The sequence below is a fragment of the Tsukamurella sp. NPDC003166 genome (genome assembly GCF_040611135.1).
GTDB lineage: Bacteria > Actinomycetota > Actinomycetes > Mycobacteriales > Mycobacteriaceae > Tsukamurella.
The window spans coordinates 1-20,247 of the sequence record NZ_JBEXNL010000020.1; the positions used below are offsets into that span (position 1 = coordinate 1).

General features: G+C 71.3%; 16 protein-coding genes and 1 tRNA gene. 5 read left to right on the plus strand and 12 right to left on the minus strand.

What is annotated here, in order from left to right:
• Positions 1-140 precede the first annotated feature (140 nt).
• Positions 141-764: a hypothetical protein gene (locus ABZX10_RS18935; RefSeq protein WP_355543386.1), complete on the plus strand. Its 624-nt coding sequence runs from the start codon at positions 141-143 to the stop codon at positions 762-764.
• A gap of 1 nt (position 765) precedes the next feature.
• Here the strand turns inward: ABZX10_RS18935 and ABZX10_RS18940 are convergent, their stop codons facing one another.
• The 4 genes from ABZX10_RS18940 to rpmE all read right to left on the minus strand — a co-directional run bounded on the left by ABZX10_RS18940 (position 766) and on the right by rpmE (position 3,673).
• On the minus strand, positions 766-1,416 hold the full coding sequence (locus ABZX10_RS18940) for an L-threonylcarbamoyladenylate synthase (protein WP_355543389.1): 651 nt from the start codon (positions 1,414-1,416) through the stop codon (positions 766-768).
• Complete coding sequence (gene prmC / locus ABZX10_RS18945; protein ID WP_355543392.1) at positions 1,413-2,252, minus strand: peptide chain release factor N(5)-glutamine methyltransferase; 840 nt, start codon at positions 2,250-2,252, stop codon at positions 1,413-1,415. The genes ABZX10_RS18940 and prmC overlap by 4 nt, the downstream gene beginning before the upstream one ends.
• A gap of 8 nt (positions 2,253-2,260) precedes the next feature.
• Entirely contained in the window at positions 2,261-3,349 is a 1,089-nt protein-coding gene (gene prfA / locus ABZX10_RS18950) for a peptide chain release factor 1 (RefSeq protein WP_355543396.1), read from the minus strand.
• A gap of 84 nt (positions 3,350-3,433) precedes the next feature.
• Positions 3,434-3,673, minus strand: a complete 240-nt coding sequence (gene rpmE / locus ABZX10_RS18955; RefSeq protein WP_068575195.1) for a 50S ribosomal protein L31 — start codon at positions 3,671-3,673, stop codon at positions 3,434-3,436.
• Between the two features lie 286 nt (positions 3,674-3,959).
• Here rpmE and ABZX10_RS18960 point away from each other — a divergent pair, with 286 nt between their 5' ends.
• Positions 3,960-5,633, plus strand: coding sequence for a protein kinase (locus ABZX10_RS18960; protein WP_355543400.1), 1,674 nt, complete (start codon positions 3,960-3,962; stop codon positions 5,631-5,633).
• A 100-nt stretch (positions 5,634-5,733) separates the two neighbouring features.
• Here the strand turns inward: ABZX10_RS18960 and rho are convergent, their stop codons facing one another.
• The 6 genes from rho to argS form a co-directional block, all read right to left on the minus strand.
• Positions 5,734-7,671 (minus strand): transcription termination factor Rho, encoded by a 1,938-nt coding sequence (rho, locus tag ABZX10_RS18965; protein ID WP_355543403.1) that lies wholly within the window; start codon positions 7,669-7,671, stop codon positions 5,734-5,736.
• A 331-nt stretch (positions 7,672-8,002) separates the two neighbouring features.
• Positions 8,003-9,022, minus strand: a complete 1,020-nt coding sequence (gene thrB / locus ABZX10_RS18970) for a homoserine kinase (RefSeq protein ID WP_355543406.1) — start codon at positions 9,020-9,022, stop codon at positions 8,003-8,005.
• An 8-nt stretch (positions 9,023-9,030) separates the two neighbouring features.
• On the minus strand, positions 9,031-10,122 hold the full coding sequence (gene thrC / locus ABZX10_RS18975; protein WP_355543409.1) for a threonine synthase: 1,092 nt from the start codon (positions 10,120-10,122) through the stop codon (positions 9,031-9,033).
• Positions 10,115-11,452, minus strand: a complete 1,338-nt coding sequence (locus ABZX10_RS18980; protein ID WP_355543412.1) for a homoserine dehydrogenase — start codon at positions 11,450-11,452, stop codon at positions 10,115-10,117. The genes thrC and ABZX10_RS18980 overlap by 8 nt, the downstream gene beginning before the upstream one ends.
• Positions 11,452-12,891 carry a diaminopimelate decarboxylase gene (gene lysA / locus ABZX10_RS18985; protein WP_355543415.1) on the minus strand — a complete coding sequence of 480 codons (1,440 nt, stop codon included), beginning with the start codon at positions 12,889-12,891 and terminating at the stop codon, positions 11,452-11,454. The genes ABZX10_RS18980 and lysA overlap by 1 nt, the downstream gene beginning before the upstream one ends.
• On the minus strand, positions 12,819-14,471 hold the full coding sequence (gene argS, locus ABZX10_RS18990) for an arginine--tRNA ligase (RefSeq protein WP_355543418.1): 1,653 nt from the start codon (positions 14,469-14,471) through the stop codon (positions 12,819-12,821). Before argS ends, lysA begins: the two co-directional genes overlap by 73 nt.
• Before the next feature lie 76 nt (positions 14,472-14,547).
• On the opposite strand from argS, the gene ABZX10_RS18995 reads away from it, so the two are divergent.
• Together ABZX10_RS18995 and ABZX10_RS19000 are read left to right on the plus strand one after the other, a co-directional pair.
• Positions 14,548-14,620, plus strand: a tRNA-Arg gene (locus ABZX10_RS18995).
• A gap of 101 nt (positions 14,621-14,721) precedes the next feature.
• Positions 14,722-16,359 (plus strand): FUSC family protein, encoded by a 1,638-nt coding sequence (locus ABZX10_RS19000; protein WP_355543421.1) that lies wholly within the window; start codon positions 14,722-14,724, stop codon positions 16,357-16,359.
• Positions 16,360-16,397: 38 nt separating this feature from the next.
• On the opposite strand, the gene ABZX10_RS19005 is transcribed toward ABZX10_RS19000, so the two are convergent.
• Positions 16,398-17,111, minus strand: a complete 714-nt coding sequence (locus ABZX10_RS19005; protein ID WP_355543424.1) for a class I SAM-dependent methyltransferase — start codon at positions 17,109-17,111, stop codon at positions 16,398-16,400.
• Between the two features lie 149 nt (positions 17,112-17,260).
• Between ABZX10_RS19005 and ABZX10_RS19010 the strand changes: the two genes are divergently transcribed.
• Positions 17,261-17,713 (plus strand): hypothetical protein, encoded by a 453-nt coding sequence (locus tag ABZX10_RS19010; protein WP_355543427.1) that lies wholly within the window; start codon positions 17,261-17,263, stop codon positions 17,711-17,713.
• Positions 17,714-17,750: 37 nt separating this feature from the next.
• Here the strand turns inward: ABZX10_RS19010 and ABZX10_RS19015 are convergent, their stop codons facing one another.
• On the minus strand, positions 17,751-20,207 hold the full coding sequence (locus ABZX10_RS19015; protein WP_355543430.1) for an HAD-IC family P-type ATPase: 2,457 nt from the start codon (positions 20,205-20,207) through the stop codon (positions 17,751-17,753).
• Between the last annotated feature and the right edge of the window lie 40 nt (positions 20,208-20,247).

Here is a 20,247-nt window from a genome sequence, read left to right on the forward strand (position 1 = left end):
GCCGGCGCCCCCCGCCACCTGACGGACCGCGCACTCCCGGCTACGCGCCGAGGCCCCTCCCGGGCCTCGGCGCTTCGTCGTTTCCGGGTCCAGCCGCTCCCGGGGCATTGTCGTCGCTGCGAATGTGCGACTATCTGATCGTGAACCAGCCGCAGCCGTCGCCCGGTGTCGTCCCCGCCGGGTACGGGAACCCCACTCCCCCACCGCGCCGCTCCGCCGGGCTCGTCGTCGGGCTGGTGGTCGCCTCGGTCCTGGCCGTCGCGCTCCTCGTGTCGACGGTGACCTTCGCCGTCCTCTGGTCGGGTGCGAACGGCCGCGCGGACGAGGCCGAGCAGAAGCAGCACGCCGCCACCGCCCAGCGCGATGCCCTCAAGCAGACCGCCTCCGACACGGCCCGCGCGGAGAAGGTCGCCGCCGACTACGCGGCCGGTGCCTCCACCTTCGACTACCGCGACCTGGCTCCCTGGCGCACCGCACTCGTCAAGGGCGTCTCACCCGAGCTCAAGACCAAGCTCGAGGCCACCGCGGGCGCGATGAACGACCTCCTCACGCCGTTGCAGTGGGTGTCCAGGGGCACCGTGCAGGACTCGGTGGTGAACTCGCAGTCCGGCTCGGTCTACAAGGTCAACTCGTACGTGAAGGTCTCCTCCACGAACTCTCAGGCCACGGCCGGCCGGGAGATCATCACGGTTTACACCATCACGCTCGACAGTGCGAAGGACTGGCAGATCACCGACGTCGGCGGGGTCGCGCCCGGAAAGTAGCTCAGCCCAGGGATTCGACGGTGACGCCGAGGACCTCGGCGATCCGGGCCCTCGTGACCGCGCCCTCGCGCAGGACGCGGGGCTGCGGGCCGGACAGGTCGACGATGCTGGAGGCGACGGCGTGCTCGGACGGGCCGCCGTCGAGGTAGACCTCGACCGAGTCGCCCAGCTGATCCCGCGCCTCGTTCATCGTGGCCGCGGGCGGCCTGCCGGAGACGTTCGCGCTGGACACGGCCATCGGCCCGACCTCGCGGAGGAGTTCGATCGCGACGGGGTGCAGCGGCATCCGCAGCATGACGGTGCCGCGGGTGTCGCCGAGGTCCCAGGCGAGGCTGGGCGCCTGCTCGACGACGAGCGAGACGGCGCCGGGCCAGAACGCGCGGGTCAGCTCGCGCGCCTGGTCGCTGACGCGGCTGACGAGCCCGTCGATGGTGTTCCAGGACCCGACGAGCACGCCGATGGGCATGTCGGGCCCGCGGTGCTTCGCGGCGAGCACATCGGCCACGGCGCGGCTGTCGAAGGCGTCGCAACCGATGCCGTAGAGGGTGTCCGTCGGCATGACGACGAGGCGGCCCCCCTTCAGTGCGGCGCGGGCCGCGCTGATGCCCGCGGCGCGGGAGTCGGGATCGGTGCAGTCGTACGCGATACTCACGCGTCCATCCTGCCAGTGACGTAGCGCGGCCTCCCCGCGAGGTCCCGGTGCTCCTCGACGCCGGAGAAGCCCGCCCGGCGCAGCAGCTCCGCGGTCCCGGCGCCGTTGGTGTCGTCGTGCTCGATCCCGACCGCACCCCCACCGGCGAGCAGGCGGGCGGCCAGCGGCGCGAGTTCGCGGATCAGGTCGAGGCCGTCGGCGCCGGAGAACAGCGCGAGAGCGGGATCGGCCGCGGCCTCCACGTCGAGCGTTGCGCCGTCGGGTACGTAGGGCGGATTGCTCACGACGAGATCCACGGTGCCGAGCAGCTCCGTCAGGCGCGCCGGAAGTCCCGGGTCGCGGACGTCGGCGGCGAGCACCGTCGCCCCCGTTCCCGCGGCGTTGCGCCGGAGGTAGGCCAGCGCGGCCGGGTCGCGTTCGACGAGCACGACGCGGGCGTCGGGCACCGTCGCCGCGAGGTACAGCCCCAGGGCGCCGGAGCCGGCGCACAGGTCGACGATGCCGGCTCCGCTGCCCGCCTGCCGGGCGGCCCGGACGGCCAGCAGCTCGGTCTCGGGGCGCGGGACGAACACTCCCGGCCCCACGGCGAGCGTGAGCGGGCCGAAGTACGCGCGGCCCAGGATGTGCTGCAGCGGCTCCCGCGCCGCCCTGCGGGCGATGAGGGCCTCGTACGCGGCCTCCTGCGCTGCGGTCGCGTCGTCGGCGACCGGGATGCGGCCCCGGTCGATGCCGAGGGCCTCGGCGAGCAGGATCTCCGCGTCGACCCGGGCGGACGGTACGCCGGCCTCCGCGAGGCGGGCCGTCGCGGCCGCGGCGAGTCGGGTTGGCCTGCTCACGCCGGGACTTACTCGGCCTCGAGGCGGGCCTGCCGGTCGGCCACCTGCAGGGCGTCGAGCAGCCCGTCGAGTTCGCCGTCGAGGACCTGGTCGAGGTTGTGCGACTTGTAGCCGATGCGGTGGTCCGCGATCCGGTTCTCCGGGAAGTTGTAGGTCCGGATCCGCTCGGACCGGTCGACGGTGCGGATCTGTGCGGCCCGGGAGTCGGACGCGGCGGCCTCGGCCTCCTCCTCCTTCAGTGCCTGCAGGCGTGCGGCGAGCACCTGCATGGCGCGGGCCTTGTTCTGCAGCTGCGAGCGCTCGTTCTGGCAGGTCACGACGATGTTCGTGGGCAGGTGGGTGATGCGCACGGCCGAGTCGGTGGTGTTGACACCCTGGCCGCCCTTGCCGGAGGACCGATACACGTCGATGCGCAGGTCGCCCTCGTCGATCTGCACCTCCTCGACCTCGTCGGGCTCGGGATAGACGAGCACCCCGGCGGCCGAGGTGTGGATGCGGCCCTGGCTCTCGGTCGCCGGGACGCGCTGCACGCGGTGCACGCCGCCCTCGAACTTCATCCGGGCCCAGACGCCGTCGATCGAGCCGTCGGCGCCGGGTCCGCGGGACTTGATCGCGAAGGTGGCGTCCTTGAAGCCGCCGAGGTCGGAGTAGGTGGCGCCGAGGGTCTCGACCTTCCAGCCGCGCCGCTCCGCGTAGCGGAGGTACATGCGGGCCAGGTCGCCGGCGAACAGGGCCGATTCCTCGCCGCCCTCACCGGACTTGACCTCGAGCACCACGTCGTCGGAGTCGTGCGGGTCGCGCGGGGCCAGCAGGTCGGTGAGCTGCTGCTCGAGGACGTCGATCTGCTCGGTCAGCGCGATCACCTCGTCGGCGAAGGACGCGTCGTCGGCCGCCAGCTCCTGCGCGGCGGCACGGTCCTCGCGGGCCGCCTCCAGCTTGCGGTGGGTGGCCATGATCGGCGCGAGCTCCGCGAACCGCTTGCCCACCCGGCGCGCCGCCCCGGCGTCGTTGTGCAGCGCCGGGTCGGACATCTGCTGCTCGAGACCGGAGTACTCGGCGAGGATGTCGTCGATGGCGGAGGGGGACGAGGCGCTCATGAGGGGACTTTCCGTGAGGGGTGAACGGGCCGTGAAACGCGCCGACGCCCGGCCTGCGGGGCAGGACGGGCGTCGGTGGGACGACTACTCGGAGGCGGCAGCCTCGGTGGCCTTGCCCGCGCGCTTGCCGTAGCGCTTCTCGAACCGGGCGACGCGGCCGCCGGTGTCGAGGATCTTCTGCTTGCCCGTGTAGAACGGGTGGCACTGCGAGCAGACCTCGACGTTGATCCGGCCGTCGGCCTTGGTGCTGTGCGTCTCGAACGTGTTGCCGCAACCGCAGACGACGGTGGTGGCCACGTACTCGGGGTGAATACCCTGCTTCATGTTTGCCGTTCCTTCTCAGTTCAGTGGTCGCCGGGTCGCCCCTGGCTGTGCCAGGACCGTGAACCGGAACCCATACCGACGTTCCAGTATGCCAGAACGCCCTGGCCGTCGAGAAATTCCCGGACGGATCCGGGACGCCCGTCCGCGGCCCGCGCCCGCCCGACGCGGTCCGGCGGTGCCTCTTTGGTGGTTGACTGGCGCGCCGCAAGTCGGCCGGTGTTAGCTTCCAGCAGGAATCCACGCCGGTGCGAGCGGGCCGGACAGTCATGGAGCGGGAGTACAGGACGTGAGCGAGTCAGGTAGTGGATCGGCGGGCACCGAGCCCCCCGGGACCGTGATCGGCGGGTACGTCGTCGAGCGCCTACTGGGCGCGGGCGGAATGGGCGCGGTGTACGCGGCCCGGCACCCGCGGCTGCCGCGCGTGGACGCCCTCAAGGTGCTGCCCGCCGCCTTCTCCGACGATCCGGTGTACCGCGCGCGCTTCGAGCGCGAGGCCGACATGGCCGCCGGCCTCGACCACCCGAACATCGTGCCCGTCTACGACCGTGGCAACGACGAGGGCCGGCTGTGGATGTCGATGAAGCTGGTTCCCGGACAGGACGCCTCGGGGCTCCTCGCGCGCAACCCGCGCGGACTCCCCGTCGACCAGGTCCTCACGATCGTCGACGGGGTCGCGGCGGCGCTGGACTACGCGCACGACGCCGGGCTGCTCCACCGGGACGTCAAGCCGGGCAACATCATGATCGACACGACCGGCGCGACGCCGCGGATCATGCTGGGCGACTTCGGTATCGCGCGGCAGCAGCAGGAGCACAGCGACCTGACGCAGGTGGGGATGGTCGTCGGCACCCTCGACTACGCCTCCCCCGAACAGCTCGCGGGCGATCCGGTGGACGGCCGCAGCGACGAGTACAGCCTGGCCGGGACGACGGTGCAGCTGCTCACGGGCGCCAAGCCCTACGGCGTCAGCAGCGGCACCGCCGTGATCCGCGACCACCTCATGGCGCCGCCGCCCGTGCCGTCGCGGCTGCGCCCGGACCTCCCACCCGCGATCGACGCCGTCATCGCCCGCGCGATGGCGAAGCAGCCGCAGCAGCGGTTCGCCACGTGCCGCGAGTTCGCGCACGCGCTGCGCGCCGCCGCATCCGGCACCTACGCGCAGGGGCAGGCACCGTCGAACCCGCACCGGGTGCCGACGCCCCCGCCGGGCCCCGCGCTCCGCCCCCCGACGCCCCCGCAGACGGCCCAGCTCTTCCAGGGCGTACCGGCGCAGCCCGTCCAGCGGCCGTCCGGCCCGATCCCGGGGCCCCAGGGCACCTGGCAGGGCGCGCCCGTCGGGCCGGCAGCGCAGGGGCAGCAGGCCGGGTCCGGCCCCAAGCGCGGCGTGATCATCGGCGCGGTGGCGGCGGTCGCGGTCGTGGCGGTCGTGGGGGTCTCGGTGCTGGCATTCCGCCTCTCCGGGTCCGACGACTCCGCGGTGGCAGCGCCGACGAGCAGTTCCACCAGCGCCGTCCCGGCATCGACCACGACGCCCGTGCCCGTGAACAACACCTCCACGCTCCGCGACGGCTACATCGATCCGTGTCTGCTGCCCGCGGCCACGATCTCGACGCTGGGCATCAGCGCGCTCGTCGACGATCCGGGGCAGCGCTCCGCCACCGGCGTCAAGTTCGCCTGCAAGGGCTCGGACTCGAAGGCGAGCAACGCGGACGTGCGGTTCGCGACCTTCACCGACTCGAACGCGTGGGAGTCGGGCACGCCGGTCACGATCCCCGGCACCACCAAGTGGCGCACCTTCACCGTGCCGAGCATCAACACGAGCACCCCCGACTACTGCGTGACCGCCTACAAGTCCCTGACCAACGGCGTGCTGTACGTGGGGCTGCAGAAGGTCGGCAACCGGGACTGCGGCCGCGGCACCGAGATCGCCACCGCGATCACCCCGTTCCTCCCGCAGTAGGGACGCCCCGGCACCGTCGGCATGCCCGACGGTGCCGCCGCTCCCCTGAACGCGAACGGCGCCCCACTCCAGTGGAGTGGGGCGCCGTCGTCGTCTCGGGTCAGTCGTTGTCGGCGAAGCCGCTGTTCTTCTGCACCGTCATGAGGAACTCGATGTTGTTCTTCGTCTTCTTGAGCTGGCTGATCAGCAGGTCGATGGCCTGCTGGCCGTCCAGCGCGGCGAGCAGCCGGCGCAGCTTGTTGACCACGGCGGCCTCGTCGGGGGCCATGATGAGCTCGTCCTTACGGGTGTTCGACGCCGCGACGTCGACGGCCGGGAAGACGCGCCGCTCCGAGATCTTGCGGTCCAGCTTGAGCTCGGCGTTGCCGGTGCCCTTGAACTCCTCGAAGATCACGGTGTCACCGGTGGAACCGGTCTCGACCAGCGCGGTGGCGATGATCGTCAGCGAGCCGCCGTTCTCGATGTTGCGCGCCGCGCCCAGGAACCGCTTCGGCGGGTACAGCGCCGTCGAATCGATACCGCCCGAGAGGATGCGGCCCGACGCGGGGCTCGAGTTGTTGTAGGCGCGACCGAGGCGGGTGATCGAGTCGAGCAGCACGACCACGTCCTTGCCGCCCTCGACGAGCCGCTTGGCCCGCTCGATGGCCAGCTCGGCGACCGAGGTGTGGTCCGACGGGGGCCGGTCGAAGGTGGAGCTGATGACCTCGCCGCGCACGCTGCGCTGCATGTCGGTGACCTCTTCGGGGCGCTCGTCCACCAGCACGACCATGAGGTAGCACTCGGGGTTGTTGGTGGCGATCGCGTTCGCGATGTCCTGCAGCACCGTGGTCTTACCGGCCTTCGGCGGGGCGGAGATCAGGGCGCGCTGGCCCTTGCCGATGGGCATGATCAGGTCGATCACGCGGGTGGTGAGGATGTTCTGCGCGGTCTCGAGGCGCAGCCGCTGGTTCGGGTAGAGCGGCGTGAGCTTGTTGAACTCGGGCCGGTTCTTCGCCGAATCGACGTCCTGGCCGTTGACCGAGTCCAGGCGCACCAGCGGGTTGAACTTCTGCCGGTTCGCCTGGTTGCCGCGACCGCCGCCGCCCTGGTTACCGCCCTGGTTGCCACCGTCGTTGGACTCGCCGTCGCGGGGCATCTTCACCGCGCCGGTGATCGCGTCGCCGCGGCGCAGGCCGTTGCGGCGGATCATGTTCATCGACACGTACACGTCGTTCGGCCCGGCGATGTAGCCGGAGGTGCGCACGAAGGCGTAGTTGTCGAGCACGTCCAGGATGCCGGCCACGGGCTGCAGGACGTCGTCCTCGCTGACCTGCGGCTCACCGTCGTTCTGGCCCCGGTCACGGCCACGGCGGCGCTCGCGGAAGCGGCGCCCGCGGCGCCCGGTCCCGTCGCCGTCGTCCTCCGGGCCGTTGTTCTGGTTCCGGTTGCCCTGGCCCTGGCCACCCTGGCTGTTGCCCTGGTTCCGCTGCTGGCGGTCGCCCTGCTGGCGGTCCTGGCGGTTGTCGCCCTGCTGGCGGTTCTCGCCGTCCTGGTTCTGGTTGCGGCGCTGGTTGCGCTCGCGGCGCTGGCCGCCCTCGCGCTGCTGGCCCTGCTCGCCGTCGTTCTTCGGGGCGTCGCCCTGGGGCGCGTCCTTCTTCGGGGCGTCCGACGGTGCCCGGTCCGCCTGGGGTGCCTCCGCCTTCTGGGCCTCCGCCTTGGGCGCCTCGTTCTTGGGCGCCTCGTTCTTGCGTGCCTCGTTCTTCGGCGCCTCAGCGCTCGGTGCCTCGGCCTTCGGGGCGTCCGCCTTCGGCGCGGCCTTGGCGGACTTCGGCGCGGCCTTGGCCGGTGCGGCCCCGCCGCCCTGCTGAGCGGTGATGGCCGCGATGAGATCGCCCTTGCGCAGGCCGGAGATGCCCTTGATCCCCAGCTCGCTCGCGATGCCGCGGAGCTCGGCCAGCACCATGCCGTTCAGGCCGGAGCGGCGCCGCTCATCGGCGCGCGCGGAGCCGGCCGTGGCGGTGCCCGCCTCCGGGCTGGTGGTCACGTCCGTTTCAGTCACGGAGTTCCTTTCACTTCCCGTCCGCGCGGTGCGGCGGAGGGGCCTACCGTGTTTCGCCGGGCCCTCCTGCGTTGGTGCACAGGTGTTTCCGCGGGGCGACGCACGTCATTTGAAGGTGCTTGTCTGCGCTTCGGCTGCCGGACCCGCGGTGTGGGGCGGGGATGGGATTCTCGGCCTGGAACGGGTACCGGCGCGCCAACACGTCCGGGACTGGTTGTCAGACATGAGGTGGCAAGGTGCCGAAACAGCGTCCGCGCATTCGACGGACACGTTTGTCATGATAGCCGCCCTGTCAACACCCGGCAATCACCGGTTCCCGGTGAGTCCCGGCTCAGGACCTGGACACCCCGTCGGCGATCGCGAGTTCACGGACGCTGAAGCCCGCCTCCGTCGCAGCGTCCGCCAGCCTCGTGGGCAGGGCCTGCGGGGTCAGGGCGAGCACCGTCGGGCCCGCACCCGAGACGGCCGCGGCGACGCCGGCGGCGCGCAACCGCTCGACGAGGCCCGCCGACTCCTTCATCGACGCCGCACGATAGCGCTGATGCAGGCGGTCGTCGGAGGCGTCGAGCAGCAGGTCGGGATGCTCGGTGAGCGCGAGCACCATCAGCGCGGCGCGCGAGGCGTTGAACGCGGCGTCGGCGTGCGGCACCAGCCGCGGCAGAAGGCCGCGGGTGACCGAGGTCGAGGACTGCACGTCCGGCACGAACACGTACGCCCGGATGTCCGGGTGCACGTCCATCCGCCTGGCACCGTAGTGGACCGGGGCCGACGGTGCGTGACTCGCGGCCGCATGGTCCCGGTAGCCGGCCACGTCGGGCACCGGGATCGCCGGCACCGTCCAGGACACGACGCCGCCGCCCAGGACGCTGGCGGACGCGTTGTCCGGATGCCCCTCGAACTCGGACGCGAGCTGCACCATCTCGTCGGTGGTGAGGGCGCGCGGCGCGTCGGCGTCGGCCGCCAGCGCGGCAGCGGCGGCGATCCCGGCGACCGCGGCAGCCGCCGACGAGCCCAGTCCGCGCGAATGCGGGATCCGGTTCACGCAGGTCAGGCGCAGCCCGGCGGCCGAGACGCCGAGGTACGCCAGGGTGCGGCGGAGCGCGACCACCACGAGGTGACGGTCGTCGGTGGGCACCTCGTCGGCGCCCTCCCCGGTGACGATGACGGTCAGGTCCCCGCCGGAGTCGGGGTCCGACGGGTCGACGGTCTCGACGGTGACGTCGTCGTAGAGCGCCAGCGCCAGGCCGAGGGTGTCGAACCCGGGGCCGAGGTTGGCGCTGGACGCGGGGACCGTCACGGTGGCCTTGAGGCCGACCGGGAGCACGAGCGGGGAGTTCGAAGCGGGTGACACGGCCGCGCTTACTCCGTCAGCCCCATGGCGGCGGCCACGGCGACGGGGTCGATGCCCACGCGGGCGATCTCGGGCAGGCTGCTCAGCGCGGTGTCGGGGTCCTTGAGGCCGTTGCCGGTCACGGTGCAGACCACGGTGGAGCCCTTCTCGATCCAGCCGTCCGCGGTGGCGGCGAGCAGGCCCGCCACGGACGCGGCGGACGCGGGCTCGACGAAGACGCCCTCGGTCTTGGCGACCAGGCGGTACGCCTCGAGCAGCTTCTCGTCGGTAGCGGCGCGGAACTCGCCGTTCGACTCGTCCTTGGCGGCGACGGCCTGGTTCCAGGACGCGGGGCTGCCGATACGGATGGCGGTGGCGATGGTCTCGGGATCCTTGACCGGGGCGCCGTTGACGAGCGGCGCAGCGCCCGCGGCCTGCACGCCCAGCATGCGCGGACGGCTGCTGCTGATGCCGTCGGCGAAGTACTCGCTGTAGCCGCGCCAGTACGCCGTGATGTTGCCGGCGTTGCCCACGGGCAGCGCGTGCACGTCGGGGGCCTTGCCGAGGGCGTCGACGATCTCGAAGGCCGCGGTCTTCTGCCCCTCGATCCGTACCGGGTTCACCGAGTTCACCAGCGAAATGGTGTCGAACGTGGCGGTGGTCTTGCGCGCCAGCTCGAGGCAGTCGTCGAAGTTGCCGTCGACCTCGATGATCCGCGCGCCGTACATGACGGCCTGGGCCAGCTTGCCCATGGCGATCTTCCCCGCGGGCACGAGGACGGCGCATTCGAGTCCGGCGATCGCCGCGTACGCGGCGGCCGACGCCGAGGTGTTGCCGGTGGACGCGCACAGCACGCCCTTCTTGCCGGTGGCCTTGGCCTCGGTCACGGCCATCGTCATGCCGCGGTCCTTGAACGAGCCGGTGGGGTTGAGGCCCTCCACCTTGAGGTACACCTCGCAGCCGGTGAGTTCCGAGAGCGCCCGCGCGGGCAGCAGCGGGGTCGCGCCCTCGCGCAGGGTGACGGGCTCCCAGCCCGGCTCCCACGTGTCGCACACGGGCAGACGGTGCCGGTACGCCTGGATCAGGCCGGGCCAGGGCTGGTGCACGGGGCTGCTAGTCATTGGTTCCCTCCACACGGAGCACGGAGGACACGGCGGTCACCACGTCCAGGTTCTTCAGGGCTTCGACGGTGGCCGACAGGGCCGCGTCCGGCGCCTGGTGCGTGAGGATCACCAGGCGCGCTCCGCGCTCGGGGGTGTCGGCCTGCTGGCGGACGGTGCTGATGGACACGTCCCGCGCCGTGAATTCGTTGGCGACCGCGCTGAGCACGCCCGGCCGGTCCGCGACCTCCATCGCCACGTAGTAGCGGGTGAGCACCTCGCCGATCGGCGCGATGGGCAGTTTGGCGTAGGCCGAGTCGCGCGGCCCGCGCCCGGAGACGACCTTGTTGCGGGCCGCGGCGACCAGGTCGCCCATCACCGCGGACGCGGTCGGCGCACCGCCCGCGCCGGCGCCGTAGAACATCAGGCGACCCGCGTTCTCGGCCTCCACGAAGACGGCGTTGTACGCCCCGTCGACGCTCGCGAGCGGATGCTTGAGGGGTACCAGCGCCGGGTACACACGGGCCGAGACCCGGTGGGCGCCCTGCGCATCGGTGATCTTCTCGCAGATCGCGAGCAGCTTGATGGTGCAGTCGAAGGCCTTCGCCGCCTCGATGTCGGCGGCGGTGACGCCCGTGATGCCCTCGCGGTAGACGTCATCGGCCTTCACGCGGGTGTGGAAGGCGATGGAGGCGAGGATGGCAGCCTTGCTGGCCGCGTCGTAGCCCTCGACGTCGGCGGTCGGGTCGGCCTCGGCATAGCCCAGCCGACCGGCCTCGGCGAGCACGGTCTCGTAGGCCTCGCCCTTCTCCGCCATGTTGGAGAGGATGAAGTTGGTGGTGCCGTTGACGATGCCCGCCACGAGCTCCACCGAGTCGCCGGCCAGGGACTGCTGCAGCGGGCGGATCACGGGGATCGCGCCGGCCACCGCGGCCTCGAAGTACAGGTCGGCGCGGGCCTTGTTGGCGGCGTCGGCGAGCTGACCGGTGTATTCCGCGAGCAGCGCCTTGTTGGCGGTGACCACGGACTTACCGGCCTTGAACGCGCTGAGCATCAGCGTGCGGGTGGGCTCGATGCCGCCCATCACCTCGACCACGATGTCCACGTCGTCGCGGCCGACGAGGGCCTCCGCATCGTCGGTGAGCAGGCTCTTCTTCAGGCCGAGTTCCTTGAGGCCGCGGTCCTTGCCGGTGTCGCGCACAGCGATCCCCCGGATGACGAGGTTCGCACCGACGCGCGCCGCGAGGTCGTCCGCGTTCTCCACGAGGATGCGCGCCACCTCGGCGCCCACCGTGCCCATGCCGAGCAGGGCGACGCCCAGTTCCTTGGCCTGATCAGTGTTTTCAGTCATCAGAGCACCTCCAGGCTCACCAGGTCGTCCACGGTCTCCCGGCGCAGGATCAGCCGCGCCGCGCCGTCTTTCACCGCTACGACAGCCGGTCGCGGCTGCATGTTGTAGCGACTGGACATCGAATAGCAGTACGCCCCCGTGGCGGCGACGGCCATGAGGTCGCCCTCCGCAAGGTCCCCGGGAGTGACCGCGTCGCGGACCACGATGTCGCCGGTCTCGCAGTGCTTGCCGACGATCCGCGACCGCACGGGCTCACCCTGCGGATCCCGGTTCGCGACCACAGCGGTGTACTCCGCGCCGTACAGGGCTGTGCGGATGTTGTCGGACATGCCGCCGTCGACGGAGACGTACCGGCGGAAGCCCTGGGCCACCACGTCCTCGGAATCCACCGCGACGTCCTTGATGGTGCCGACCTCGTACAGCGTGATGCCGGGAGGCCCCGCGATCGCTCGGCCGGGCTCGACCGCGATGTGCGGCGTACTCAATCCCAGCGCGGCCGACTCGGTCTCGACGATGTGCCGCAGTTTGGCCGCCAGATCCGCCAGCGGCGGCGGGTCGTCGTGCGCGGTGTACGAGATGCCCAGGCCGCCACCGAGGTCGATGGTGCGCAGCTGCGCGGTCTTCTCCGCGCCGAAGCGGGCGACCACGTCGCGCAGCAGCTCGAGCACGCGGCGCGCAGCGATCTCGAAGCCGTTGACGTCGAAGATCTGTGAGCCGATGTGGCTGTGCAGGCCGACGAGGCGCAGGTTCGGCGCCTCGAACACCGCCGTGACGGCCTGCATCGCGGGTGAGTCCGCACGGTTCGTGGCAGCCAGCGAGAAGCCGAACTTCTGGTCCTCGTGCGCGGTGGAGATGAACTCGTGCGTGTGCGCCTCGACGCCGGGGGTGAGGCGGATGAGCACCTCCTGCACGACCTTCCGCTCCCCCGCGATCGCATCGAGGCGCCCGATCTCGGACAGCGAGTCGATGACGACGTGGCCGATGCGGGACTCCACCGCGAAGTCCAGTTCTCCGGCCGACTTGTTGTTGCCGTGCAGCGCGATCCGCTCTGCAGGGAAGCCCGCACGCAGGGCTACGGCCAGCTCGCCGCCGCTGCACACGTCCAGGTTCAGGCCCTCGTCGCGCACCCAGCGGGCGATCTCCATGGACAGGAACGCCTTCGAGGCGTAATGCACCGCCGCGTCGTCGCCGAAGGCCTCCCGCATGCCGCGGCAGCGGGCGCGGAAGTCGTCCTCGTCGATCACGAGCAGCGGCGTTCCGAAGTCGGCGGCGAGCGCGGTGACGGGCACGCCGGCGACGGAGACGGCACCGTCGGCCTCGCGACGCGCGTGCGCGGGCCAGACGGCCTGCGCCAGTTCGCCCGTCATCACATGCGCTCCGGGGCCGAGACGCCCACGAGCGCCAGGCCGTTGGCGAGCACCTGGCGGGTGGCGGCGCACAGCGCCACGCGCGCCCGATGCAGATCGGTCGGTTGCTCGTCTCCCATCGGCAGCACGCGGCACTCGCCGTAGAACCGGTGGTACGCGCCCGCCAGTTCCTCGAGGTACCGCGCGATGCGGTGCGGCTCACGAAGATTCGCGGCGCCCGCGGCGACCGCGGGGAATTCGCCGAGGGTGCGCACGAGGTCACCCTCGCGCGGGTGGTCGAGGAGGCCGAGGTGCTCCGTCGAGGGCTCGATGCCGAGCTCCTGCGCCGACCGCGCGATCGCCGAGAGACGGGCGTGGGCGTACTGCACGTAGTAGACCGGATTCTCGTTGCTCGCCTGCGCGAGGAGGTCCAGATCGAGGTCGATGGAGGTGTCCACCGAGCTGCGCACCAGCGAGTAGCGCGCGGCGTCGACGCCCACGGCCTCGACGAGGTCGTCGAGGGTGATGACGGTGCCCGCCCGCTTGCTCATCCGGACGGGCTTGCCGTCCTTGACGAGGTTGACGAGCTGCCCGATGAGCACCTCGATCCGCGCCGGGTCGTAGCCGAGCGCGGCGGCGGCCGCCTTGAGCCGGCCGATGTAGCCGTGGTGGTCGGCGCCCAGCATGTAGATCGCGAGGGTGAATCCGCGGTCGAACTTGTGCTTGATGTAGGCGATGTCGCCGGCGATGTAGGCGGCGTTGCCGTCGGACTTGATGACGACGCGGTCCTTGTCGTCGCCGTAGTCGGTGGCCTTGAGCCACCAGGCGCCGTCCTTCTCGTACAGGTTGCCGCCCGCCTTGAGCTGCTCGACGCTGCTCTCCACCAGGCCCGACGTGAACATCTCGTCCTCGTGCGTGAACACGGCGAAGTCGGTACCGAACTCGTGCAGAGTCCGCTTGATGTGCGCGAACATGAGCTCGACGCCGTCGGCGCGGAAGGCCTCGACCCGCTCGGCCTCGGGAAGGTCGAGGATGCCCTCGTGGCCCTTGATGACGGTGGCGGCGATGTCGTTGATGTAGTCGCCGGCATAGCCGTCCTCGGGCGTCGGCTCGCCGTTGGCCGCGGCGTCCAGCGAGCGCGCGAACCGGTCGATCTGCGCGCCGTGGTCGTTGAAGTAGTACTCGCGCGTGACCTCGGCGCCCTGCGCCTCCAGGACGCGGCCCAGGCTGTCGCCCACGGCGGCCCAGCGCGCGCCCCCGAGGTGGACCGGCCCCGTCGGGTTGGCGGAGACGAACTCGAGGTTGATCAGCGCATCGTCGAGCGCCTTCCCGTGCCCGAACGCGCCGGACTGCTCGAGGATGCTCGCGATCAGCTGGTTCTGCGCGTCCGCGGCGAGGCGGATGTTGAGGAAGCCCGGGCCCGCGATCGTGGCCTCGTCGATGCCGTCGGCGGTACCGAGCGCGTCCGCGAGCCAGGTGGCGAGGTCGCGCGGGTTCACGCCCGCCTTCTTCGCGACCTGCATCGCGAGGTTGGTCGCGTAGTCGCCGTGCTCGGGATTGCGCGGCCGCTCGACGATGACGCGTCCGGGCAGCACCGAGGCGTCGAGGCCGCGCTCGGTGAGCACGGTCGTCGCAGTGGCATGCAGGAGTTCCGAAAGGTCAGCGGGAGTCACCAGACCATCCTAGGGGGCGCCTGACCGCCCGGTTTCCGCCGGGCCCGCCCTATGCGCTAACCTTGCTACGCCCTGCGCCCCCGTAGCTCAGGGGATAGAGCGTTCGCCTCCGGAGCGAAAGGCCGCAGGTTCGAATCCTGCCGGGGGCACTTTCTTCCGTGCATCGTTGTTCCATCCCGCTCGAGCTGCCTGTCAGCGCAGTTCACTCGTCGCGCTTCGCCCATCGACTCGGTGGTGATGGAATAGGTAGGTGAGCGAACCGGTTCCCGATCCCCTGCCCCGCGTCGCGCGCGTGCGCTCGCTCGTCTTCGCCGACGGTGCGCCCGTCTGGCGGTGGCAGGCCGGGTTGCGGGCCGCGGCGGCGGTCGTGATCCCGGGCGCCGCGATGGTCGCGGCGGGACAGGCGCACGCGGCACTGTTCGTGACCTTCGGGGCGTTCGCGGTGCTCTACGGCGAGGGACGGCCGTACCGGATCCGGGCGCAGGTGGTCGCCACGGCGGGGGCGGCGTTGCTGCTCGCGGTCGTCGGCGGCGCGCTGATCGGCGCCGCGGTACCGGCGGGCGGGACGGCGCTCAAGATCGGCGCGGTGCTCCTGGTCGCGGCGCCCGCGGTGCTCGCCGTGTACGTCGTCGACGCGCTGCGCCTCGGGCCGCCCGGCGCACTGTTCTTCGCCCTCGTCGGCTCCGGCGGGCTGATCGCGGTGGAGTCGGGCGCATCGCCCGGGATGCTCGTGTTCGCGGCCGCGTGCGGCGCCGTCTCGGCAGTCGTCGTATCCATGGCGGGCGCCACGGTCGACTCGTCCCGCCCGCAGCGCGAGGCGGTCGGCCGCGCGATCGGTGCCGTGAACGGCCTTCTCGCGCCGGGCGGTCCGCGATCCGCGGAGCAACGGCACGCCGCGGGTGCAGCTCTCCTCGCCGCGTGGACGACCCTCGACGACGCCCGCTCCGCGTCCCGTCCCGCCGATGCGGACCTGCTGATCGCGGTGCGGGAGGCCCATCGCCGGTTCGCCGCCGACTCGGACGACTCCCCCGACGCCGAGGTCGATCCCACGCGGCAGATCACCACGTCGCGGCTCCGGCCGACGGTCGGCCACCGGCTGCGCCGTTCACTGAACCGCTGCTCGCACGCGACGATCACCGCCACTCGCGTCGGGATCGCCTGCGTCGCAGCTGGCGCGGTGAGCATCGCGCTCGGTTTCGACCGACCGCACTGGGCGGCGATCGGCGCACTCGTGGTGTTGCAGACCGGGTTCGACCGCGTCCGAGGAACCGTCCGAGCGCTGCACCGGTTCCTCGGAACCGCCATCGGCCTGATGCTGTTCGCGGGCCTGCACGCACTGTCGCTGCAGGGGTACGCGCTCATCGCGGTGATCGGCGTACTGCAGTTCAGCATCGAGATGCTCATCGTCCGGAACTACGCCGCCGCGGTCGTCGTGATCACGCCCGTCGCGCTGATGGCGAGCGGCGCCGGCGCCGTCTCCGGCTCGGCGGGGCCGGTGATGCGGGATCGCCTACTCGAGACCGCCGTCGGCGTGCTCGTGGCGCTCCTGGTGATGTACCTGCTGGCGCCGAACGCGCACCGTCGGACCTTCGCCTGGACCGAACGACGGGTCCGCGACGCCGCAGTGCACCTCATCGACGTGGCGACTGGGACGCCCGTCGGCGCGCCTGAGTCCCGAACCGCCGCGCGGGATCTGCACTTCGAGCTGGAGGGCGGCGTGCGCGCGGGCATCGACTCGATGCACAACGAACCCGCGTGGACCGCTGAACGATGGCCGGACCGGGCCGCCCTGGTCCACGACGGCTACGACCTCGCCTCCGCGTTCTGGACCACCCCACCCGAGCTGCCGCTCACCGACGACGGCGCTCTCCGCCGCCGCTTCGCCTGACCACCTCGCACGGGTCACCCGCGGGGGCGCCGCAGTCGTCATCGCTTGCGGGAGATCTCCATGCCGCCGTTGCCGGGCACGGTGACGGAGGTGAACGGGCCGTCGGGGTCGCGGACGAACTCGAGGTACTCGCGGTACTCCTTCGCGGCCCCGACCACGTTGTCGCACACCACCAGCGCACCGGGTCGTAGGTGGGGCGTCACCAGCCGCAGCACGGGCAGCGCCATCGGCACCCAGATGTCGACGAGTATGAAGTCGATCGGCCCGGTCAGGTCGACGAGGGTCTCACGCAGGTCGCCCTCGCGGATCTCGACGAACTCCTCGACGCCGGCCTCCCGCAGATTCCGCCGCGCGCGCTGGACCTTCGTCGGCTCGTGCTCGGTGCCGATGACGATCCCCTCACCGCCGCCTCCGCGCTCGGCGAGGGTGTCGCGGACCGCAGCCGCCAGGTAGATCGTCGACACCCCGAAGGACGTGCCCGCCTCCACGATCCGCGTCGCGCCGATCGAGCGGCACAGCATGTGGATCAGCGCCGCCTTTGCCGGGGCGATCGCGACGAGCTTGTCGGCGACGAACCGTCGCCCCTCCTCGCCCTGCGTGAAGTCCGCGCTCCGATCCCGCAGCAACGAGACCGCCATCCGCCCCGCGATCGCGGGCACGTTCGCGACGATTTGCTTCTTGCTCTGCGCGTGCAGCCGGTCGGCCACAGCGGCGGCGAGCGGATCGAGCGGCGACGGTGCGAGCTTGTCCATGTTCCGACCGTATCGAAATTAGGTCTACCTAACAACCATTCAACGACCAGGCCGCGGTGATCGTGTGATCATGAACAGGTGAATGTCGATAGCACCGGAAGGAGTCCCGGAGGTACGGCGCCGCACGTGCGGGACGACGGGGTGCCACGGTGATCCGGGGCGATAACGACGAGGACTTCTTCGGTCACTCCGAAGCCGCCGCCGTGTACTCGGAGACGCAGCGCAGGTTCACCACGCACCACCGCGCGCTGCTCGAGAGCTACAGCGCTCCGGGTACACCCGCGGAGACGGCGCTCCTCGCATGCCTCCTCGCGCTCCGGGACGGCCGGATCACCGAGGAGTGGTCCGTCGGCGTGATCGACGCCGGTTCCCGGGGCGACGTGTTCTACGTCGTATACCGCTGGTGGAGCCTGCCCCTCACGCTGGGGTTCGCCACCGAGGCGACGACCTCACCGCTGTACGGCTCCCCCGACGACCCGGCCACCGTCGGCCGGGACGCCGCCGCGTTCTGCATCGGCGAACCCCTCGGGACCGTCCGCGATCACCTCGTCGGGGACGAGAACGACATCCACTGGTGGGGAACGCCGCTGCCCAAGCGATGACACCCCTGCATGGCCCGGCCCCGAGGAACCGAACCGTTCAGCGCTTTTTCGCGTAGCTGTGGAAGATCCGGGGCGCGAGCCGACGGAGCACCTCGACCAGCACGATCGCCACCCCGCCGAAGGCGAAGCCGATGCCCACCATCTCGGGGTCGCTGATGTCGAGGAAGAACTTCTCCTGTGCCAGCGGGATCGAGAACAGCACCACGTAGAAGGCCACGGACACGCCGACGAGCAGCACCTTCCACCACGTGTACGGCCGCGCCACGATCCCCAGCACCCACAACGACCCGACGAGCAGCGTGATCAGCGCCGCCGTCGAAGCCTTGATCTGCTCCGGGCTCAGCGTGGCGGCCTTCGCCCCGATCGAGGCCCCCGAGCCACCCGGGTTCACCACGAGGTAGCACAGGAAGGTGGCCAGGCCGACCGCGATGCCCGACGGTGCCGCCAACTTCAGTACGCGGGAGACGAAGCCGGTCTGGGCGCGCTCATTGTTGGGCGCCAAGGACATCACGAACGCGGGGATACCAATGGTGAACCACGCGGCGATCGTCACGTGGATCGGCTGGAACGGGTACGAGATGGGCGCGAAGCCGAAGATCTTGGCGCCCAGGCCCGCCAAGCCCACGAGCCACGCGAGCAGCACCGCGTACACGGTCTTGGTGAGGAACAGGTTCGCGACCCGCTCGATGTTGCCGATGACCCGACGGCCCTCCCCCACGACGTACGGGAGGGTGGCGAACTTGTTGTCCAGCAGCACGATCTGTGCGACCGACCGCGCAGCGGAGCTGCCGGAACCCATCGCGACGCCGATGTCAGCATCCTTGAGCGCGAGCACGTCGTTGACGCCGTCGCCGGTCATCGCGACGGTGTCGCCGCGGGACTGCAGCGCAGTGACCATCGCCCGCTTCTGGTCGGGGCGCACCCGGCCGAAGGTGACGTTGTCGGTGACCACCTGCGCCAGTTCGTCGTTGTCGGCGGGCAGCTTCCGCGCATCCACCGAGGAGTCCGCCGAGCCGAGCCCCAGCGAGTGCGCCACCGCGCCCACGGACACCGCGTTGTCGCCGGAGATCACCTTGACGCCCACGCCCTGCGCCTCGAAGAAGTCGAGGGTGTCGCGGGCGTCGACACGCACGCGCTGCTCGAGCGCGATCAGCGCGCGGGGCACCAGATTCCCCGGCGCGGCCAGGCCCTCGCCCTCGGTGTCCACGGGCACGTCGGTCGAGGCCACGAGCAGCACCCGCAGCCCCGTTGAGCCGAGCTCCGTGGCGCGGCGGGCACCGTCGGACTCCGGATCGAGGAGGACGTCCGCGGCGCCGAGGATCCAGTTGCCCTGCGGCGCATCCCCGTCCGCGAGGGAGATCCCGGACCACTTCTTGGCGGAGCTGAAGGGCGCGACCGCGGTGGCGCGCCACGACGGCGCGTCGGGATAGGCCTCGGCGATCGCCTGCACGCTGGCGTTGGGACGGGGATCGAGGTGGGCGATCGCGGCGAGGGCACGCTCGATGTCGGCGCGGTCGCCGTCGAGGACGTCGAGCTCCGAGAGCCGCATGCCGTTCTCGGTGAGCGTGCCGGTCTTGTCCGCGCAGACCACGTTGACGCGGGCCAGCCCTTCGATCGCGGGCAGCTCCTGTACCAGGCACTTGCGCTGCCCGAGCCGGACGACGCCCACCGCGAACGCGATGGAGGTCATGAGGACGAGGCCCTCGGGGACCATCGGCACCAGCGCGGCGACCATGCCGAGGATCGCCTGGTTGAGCTCCTGCTTCGAGATGACCAGCTGGTTGAACACGGTGAGGATGCCGGCCGGGATCAGCAGCCACGTGATCACCTGCAGGATCTTGTCGATACCCGACCGGAGCTCGGAGTTGACCAGGGTGAACTTGCTGGCCTCGTCGGCGAGCTGCGCGGCGTACGCGTCGGCGCCGACCTTCGTCGCCCGGTAGGCGCCCGATCCCGACACCACGAAACTACCGGAGAAGATCTCGTCGCCGAGCTGCTTGTCGACGGGGTCCGCTTCACCCGTGAGGAGCGACTCGTCGACCTCGAGGGCCTCGAACTCGAGGGTCTCGCCGTCGACGACGATCTGGTCGCCGGGGCCGATCTCGATCACGTCGTCGAGCACGACCTCGGACTGCGCGACCTCGGTGGCGGCACCGTCGCGCCGGACCACCGGCCGGGCCTGGCCCACGATGGCCAGCGAGTCCAGGGTCTTCTTCGCGCGAAGCTCCTGGATGATGCCGATGCCGGAGTTGAACACGATCAGCAGGCCGAACAGCCCATTGATCAGCGAGCCCGTGAACAGCACCAGCAGGAACAACACCCCGAGCATCGCGTTGATCCGGGTGAACACGTTGGCGCGGACGATGTCCCACGCGCTCCGGCCCGACCGGTTCGGTAGGGCGTTGACCCGGCCGTCGCGCACCCGCTCGGCGACCTGCGCGGCGGTGAGGCCCGACGCGGGAAGGCCGGATGTCGTGTCGGGTGCAGCAGTCATGCACGCGAGTGTAATGACGGCTTCGCCGGTCGGCGCTCGC

Coding starts and splice junctions, on each gene's coding strand:
- prfA (WP_355543396.1), bottom strand. CDS start 3,349: ATGAGCGCCTCGTCCCCCTCCGCCATCGACGACATCCTCGCCGAGTAC.
- rpmE (WP_068575195.1), bottom strand. CDS start 3,673: ATGAAGCAGGGTATTCACCCCGAGTACGTGGCCACCACCGTCGTCTGC.
- thrC (WP_355543409.1), bottom strand. CDS start 10,122: ATGACTAGCAGCCCCGTGCACCAGCCCTGGCCCGGCCTGATCCAGGCG.
- ABZX10_RS18980 (WP_355543412.1), bottom strand. CDS start 11,452: ATGACTGAAAACACTGATCAGGCCAAGGAACTGGGCGTCGCCCTGCTC.
- ABZX10_RS19005 (WP_355543424.1), bottom strand. CDS start 17,111: ATGGACAAGCTCGCACCGTCGCCGCTCGATCCGCTCGCCGCCGCTGTG.
- ABZX10_RS19015 (WP_355543430.1), bottom strand. CDS start 20,207: ATGACTGCTGCACCCGACACGACATCCGGCCTTCCCGCGTCGGGCCTC.